This window comes from Desulfobaculum sp. (assembly GCF_054921475.1).
Map to the genome: position 1 here is coordinate 1 of NZ_JBUDSW010000252.1, position 5,208 is coordinate 5,208.

Consider the following 5,208-nt stretch of genomic DNA (forward strand, 5'->3'; position numbering starts at 1 on the left):
CGGGCTGGCCGAGCATCCGGGCAATATTCATTCTGCCGTCGGCCTCGCGGACAAGGTCCGCCGTTGGGGCCTCCAGCGTTACGGCGTCCACGGCAACGCCAAAGGGCGCGGTGGTCAAGGACAGTCCATCCACGGCAAAGCGTTTGAGTCCGGCGACCTTCTTGCCGGAAGCGCCATCGCGCAGCACCACGTCCGACACGCGCACAGCGCCGTCATAGCGCACGCCGGGCGCAGCATCGCCGCTGAGGCCCCACGCACCGGACACATCAACCCGCCCCTGCGCAAGGTCGCCGTCCATCACATCACGCAGATAGCCGCCAAGGGGCTCAAGCGTCACACCCGCAAGGTCCACTTTGCCGGAAAGGTCCAGCGGTGCGAGGGTGCCTTTGCCGGTGAGATTCACCCGGCCTTCACGCCACGTGGTGGCGGCAAAGGCCACCTCCACAGGCTCTTCAACATGTGAGGACGCGCCGCGCACGGTGATGTCCATGCCGGACACCGTGACCTCCACGGCCTCCGCCGGGGCGGTGTCGTGCAGGTGTACTGCGCCGTCCTCCAGCGCCACACGGTCAATGCCCACCGTCCACGGCGTGGTTGCCGTCTGCTGGGTTTGCGGCGCGGATGGCTGTGTGGCGGAAGAAGCCGCGTCGTCGCGGGCCTCATCCTCTGCGCCAGCATCCCTGACAGAGGCGGCGCCCTCCTGCGGCGGGGCCCCGGCGCTCAGCAGGCGCTGCACCTCCAGTCCATCGGCGTCGCGGCGAAGATACGTTTCAAGCCCCTTCACCGTCACATCCGAAACATGCACATCGCGCCGGGCAACATCCACACTGGTGCCGGTAACGGTGAGTTCCGGCAGGGACACCAGCGGCTCGCCGCTTTCAGGCACGCTCAGCGCCAGAGTGCGCACCGACGTTGCCACCTCGCTCAGCGTCAGGTGGTCTGGGTTGCCGTCCCCTGCCCACGCAAGGGACACATCAACCACGCCGGACGCCACATCCACAGGCGCGGCGTCCGCATACAGCGGGGCATAGGTGGTCACGTCCAGCCCGCGCAGGGTCAACGTCCCGTTGTGCGCAAGGCTGGCCGGGGTCATGGTTCCCGCGATGTCGAGGCGCTCGCCGTCCTCCGGGCCGCAGGTCACGCTGAATGTGGCCTCATGGTCCGGCGCGGTGTCCACGTCCGCAATATCAATCCCAAGGGGACCAATCGTCTTGGCAAAGCCGCCAAGGGCGTGGTCCGTGTAGCGTATGGACGCCCCGGACAGAAGCAGCCGCGTCAACTGAATGCGCAGGGGCAAATCAAGGGACGCCGCGGGGGCCGCGCTTTCGGCCTCATCATCTAAAGTCTCTTCCGCCACAGCGGCGTCCGCCACCGGAGCAGGAGCCGCCGGAGCTTCGGCGTCCTCGTTGACGTCTACCTCCACGCTGGGCTCTGCAGTGCCGTCTGCTCCCGCAGGCGTGGCCGAGGTCTTGTCATCTGCGGAGGCTTCGGGCGCGGGAGCCTCGGACGGAGTAACGGCCTCTGCACTCGCCTCATCGGGCGAGGGGACAGACGGCTCCACGGCGGCGCGCTGCTGCGCGGGTTCCGCCGGGGCGTCAACAGACGCCGCACCGGGCAGCCAGTCCTGCGCTTCCAGCGTTCCATCCGCGCGGCGCACCACGTCCGCCCGCAGCCCCGTGAGGGAGCATGCGCCAAAGGCCAAAAGCTCACGCTGGGGGTTAAATTCATCCAGCCGCACGCGCAGCGCGTCCAGCCCCAGCACCTCGCGCGGGGACGCCGACGCCGTGTCCCCTTCGGGGAACACAAGGGAGACGTCATCAAGGGACACATCACCGCTGACGGTGTATTCCGGCGCGCCGTCTTCATCGAGGACGAAGTCCACAGCAATGCGGCAATCCGCCGTGCCACGCAGCAGCGTGACCGGGGTCTGCACCGGGACGTACTCCCAATAATAGGGCAGTTCTGCGCCGGTAACGGAAAAGACCAAACGCGAGCTGACGTCCTCGGCAAAGGGGCGCGTTCCGCCCGTCATGGTCAGGGGCTTGCCATTGATGGTGGCGCTGAGTTCTGGCCGGATAAAGTGCTGCCTATCCTTGGGCAGGCTGGACGTCAGCGGCACGGACAGATTCAGATGCTCAACGCGGTGGGTTTTGCCGCGCAGGGCGTCGTCCACCACCACGGTGCCATCCGTCAGCGCCACGGAGCGCACCACCAGCGGCAGCGGAAAACCCGCCCCGTCGCCAGTGTCCGGCGCGCTGTCGTCCTCTGCGCCGCCCTGCTCCAGCAGGTCGGAAAAATTGCTCTTGTCGCCCGCAAGACGCGCATGCACGAAGGGCGCATCCAGCTGGATGCTATCCAAAACCAGCGTCAAGCGCGGCAGGGAAATCCACTCCGCATTCACGCTCAGCCGCTCAAAGGAGACAAACACCCCGTCCCCGTCCGGCTCGCGGACCTCCACCCCGTCCACGGTAACGGCCAGCGTCAGTGGATTGAACGAGACGTCACGCACCGTCACGGGCCGCGACAACAGCTCCGGCAAGCGCGCCTCAAGCTGCGTCCGAGCTATACGCGGCGCAACAAAAAATCCCAGCAGGGTATACACCACCAGCACGGCGGCGAGGACCACGGCGGTCCTTCCTCTATATGTCATGCGCTTCCACGACTGCATTACGCGTTCTTCTCCTTACGGATAACGGCCTGCGCCGATAATGGCGCGCCGAGGGGGGGGCACTGCGGCGCGGGACCCTTCTACGGGCGTCCAGTTTCGGCCCCATGGTAGCCGTCAGAGCGGCAAAAGCCAAATCCATCAGTCAGAAATCGCAGAGGAATTCCCTTCACCCACGGGTCCTGACGCATCCGCGCGCCATACGGCGGCGCGCACCTTGGCGCAGGGGGCGGCGTTCTCGTCAAACAGCACATCACCAATGGCGGCAACGGGCACCATGCCGATGAGGGAGTTGAGCACGTACGCACTCTCGAACCCGCCAAGCTCGGCCAGCGCCACGGGCTGCGGGGTAATGACCAGTTCCTCGCGCGCGGCGGCAAGGGCGATGGACGGCAGCACACCTGCCGTGCGCTGGCCGCAGTCCACGGGCACGGGGGTGATGTATTTGTTCCCTGCGCGCAGCACCAGCGCGGCGGTTGCCGCCTCCAGCACATTGCCGTCCGGGGAACAGAGCACCGCATCGTCCAGCCCCTCGTGCACGGCGGCGCGGCGCGCCAGCAGATAGGGCAGATAATTGCCGCACTTGTGCGCGCCTAGCCACGAATGGAGCGGACGCGGGCACACGCCAAGGGTGCGGGATGCACCGGGCGCTGGCGGCGTATACGGCGCGGCGCATACCACAGGGCGCGCCGGACCGCTGGCTGGCGCCGACGGCGAGGCGTCCACAGGATAAACAACGTTCACCCGCGCGTAGTGGTCCTCAAGGCCGTTGCGGCTAACAACCTCCTGAATGAGCACCCGGCAGTCCGACACCTCGTACGGCACGCCAAACGCGCCAAGGCTGGACCATAGCCGCCGCATATGCTCGTCAAAGCGGCACACGGCGCTGCCGTTCCAGAGCATGGTTTCAAAAAACGAAAACCCATAGCGAAACGCCGGGCCGTCTACATTCAGGCCAATGCGTCCGCTGGTGAACTGTGCGCCGTCAAAATAAATCATAATCCCAGTATCCTGAAAAATTTTGATGCCTTGGCCAGCGTTTCCGTATGCTCGGCCTCCGGCTTTGAGTCTATCACGATACCGCTTCCGGCATGAAACCGAAAGACCGCATCGCGCGCATCATAGGTCGCCGTGCGGATGGCTATGTTTGACTCCATGTTCTGCTCATCCTGCACCACCACAAGACTGCCGCAGTACATGCCGCGGGCGTGGGGCTCCAGCGCCTCGATAATGCGCATGGAGGAATGTTTGGGGCACCCGGTAACCGAGCCGCCGGGAAAGGCGTCCAATAGCAGGTCCAAGCAGGTGCTGCCCTGCCGCAGGCGTCCCGTCACATTGCTATACATCTGGATGAGGTTCTCCACCACAACGGTCGACTTGTGCCCCGTCACCCGCACGGAGCCATACTCGCAGTGCGCGGAGATATCATTGCGGATGAGGTCCACAATCATGGAAAGCTCCGCACTCTCCTTGGGGGACTCTGTCACGCGGGCGTCAAGGTCCGGGGTGTAGGTGTCAAAGGCGAGGGTGCCCTTGATGGGCTGGGACAAAACGCGCCCCGCCCGCACACTGAGAAACCGCTCTGGCGAGGAACTGATCACCGTCACGGCCCCAAGGCGATACAGCGCGTAGTACGGCGCAGGAGCCTCACGCCACAGACGTATAAACAGCGCCGCCGGGTCCAGCCCCGGCACGTGCGCCGCATACTCCGACGACAGGCACAGCTGATAGCTCATCCCACTGCGGATGGCCTCCAGCACCTCTTCCACGCCGCGCATATAGCCCTCGCGGTCCAAACTCTCGCGCAGGGGCGTGTGCTGGGCGGCAAAGGTTTGCCCACTTGCCACCGGGGCCTGACGCGCCCCGTCCACCACCTGCCGCGCAAAATCCGCATCGCCCTCGGCGTCCAGCGTCTGCGCGCCCATGTCGTACACCAGCATAGCGCGGTACTTGCGGAAGCGTCCGGGCGGACAGGGCGACACCTTGTCCGTGGCAATGCCCATACGCGCAAGACCGTACTCATACGGCAGGCATCCAAGCGCCGTGCCCGGCGTGTCAAAGAGGAACGCCGCAATCTCGGCGCGCGGGGTGTGCTCCTGCACCACGCACTCCCCGGTTGGCGCTACGCCAATACGGCAGACCGGCGTATCCGCCCCGGCGCAGGAAAGAAACAGGTCGGCATCGGGCCGCGCGGCGCAGGCGGCGGCCAACGTGGCAAAGCCCCCGCCGTCAAGCGAGTCCGCAATACGTGAAAGCATAATCGATGAACGCTCCGCCATTTTCGGTCAAAAAGGATTCGGGATGAAACTGGTAGCCGATAAGGGGCCGCTGAGGATGCGCCAGCACAAAGGGCACGCCCTGCGCGTTGGTCGCAAGGACGTCCAGCCCCGCCCCCACTGTGGAGACGTACAGGGAGTGATAGCGCGCCACGGTCCACTGGCGCTGCCGCCAGTGCATCACGTCCTGCCGCCCGTGCACGCAGCCCGCAAGGCGCGAGGTGACGCCCCCAAAATGCGCATTGAGAATCTGCATCCCAAGGCACA

Annotated in this window: 4 protein-coding genes; all 4 read right to left on the minus strand. The window is 65.6% G+C overall.

What is annotated here, in order from left to right:
- The coding region (locus tag ACY69P_RS13845; RefSeq protein ID WP_462327898.1) for a DUF748 domain-containing protein at positions 1–2,668 on the minus strand (2,668 nt) is incomplete at its 3' end.
- Positions 2,669–2,806: 138 nt separating this feature from the next.
- Positions 2,807–3,664: an aminotransferase class IV gene (locus ACY69P_RS13850; RefSeq protein WP_462327899.1), complete on the minus strand. Its 858-nt coding sequence runs from the start codon at positions 3,662–3,664 to the stop codon at positions 2,807–2,809.
- Positions 3,661–4,923: a chorismate-binding protein gene (locus ACY69P_RS13855; RefSeq protein ID WP_462327900.1), complete on the minus strand. Its 1,263-nt coding sequence runs from the start codon at positions 4,921–4,923 to the stop codon at positions 3,661–3,663. The genes ACY69P_RS13850 and ACY69P_RS13855 overlap by 4 nt, the downstream gene beginning before the upstream one ends.
- Positions 4,895–5,208, minus strand: a 314-nt coding sequence (locus tag ACY69P_RS13860) for a glutamine amidotransferase-related protein (RefSeq protein WP_462327901.1), incomplete at its 5' end; no start/stop codon positions are given. The genes ACY69P_RS13855 and ACY69P_RS13860, both read right to left, overlap by 29 nt.

What these genes read in the sequence shown, in the direction of transcription:
- ACY69P_RS13850 (WP_462327899.1), bottom strand. Translation starts at nt 3,664, where the DNA reads ATGATTTATTTTGACGGCGCACAGTTCACCAGCGGACGCATTGGCCTG.
- ACY69P_RS13855 (WP_462327900.1), bottom strand. Translation starts at nt 4,923, where the DNA reads ATGCTTTCACGTATTGCGGACTCGCTTGACGGCGGGGGCTTTGCCACG.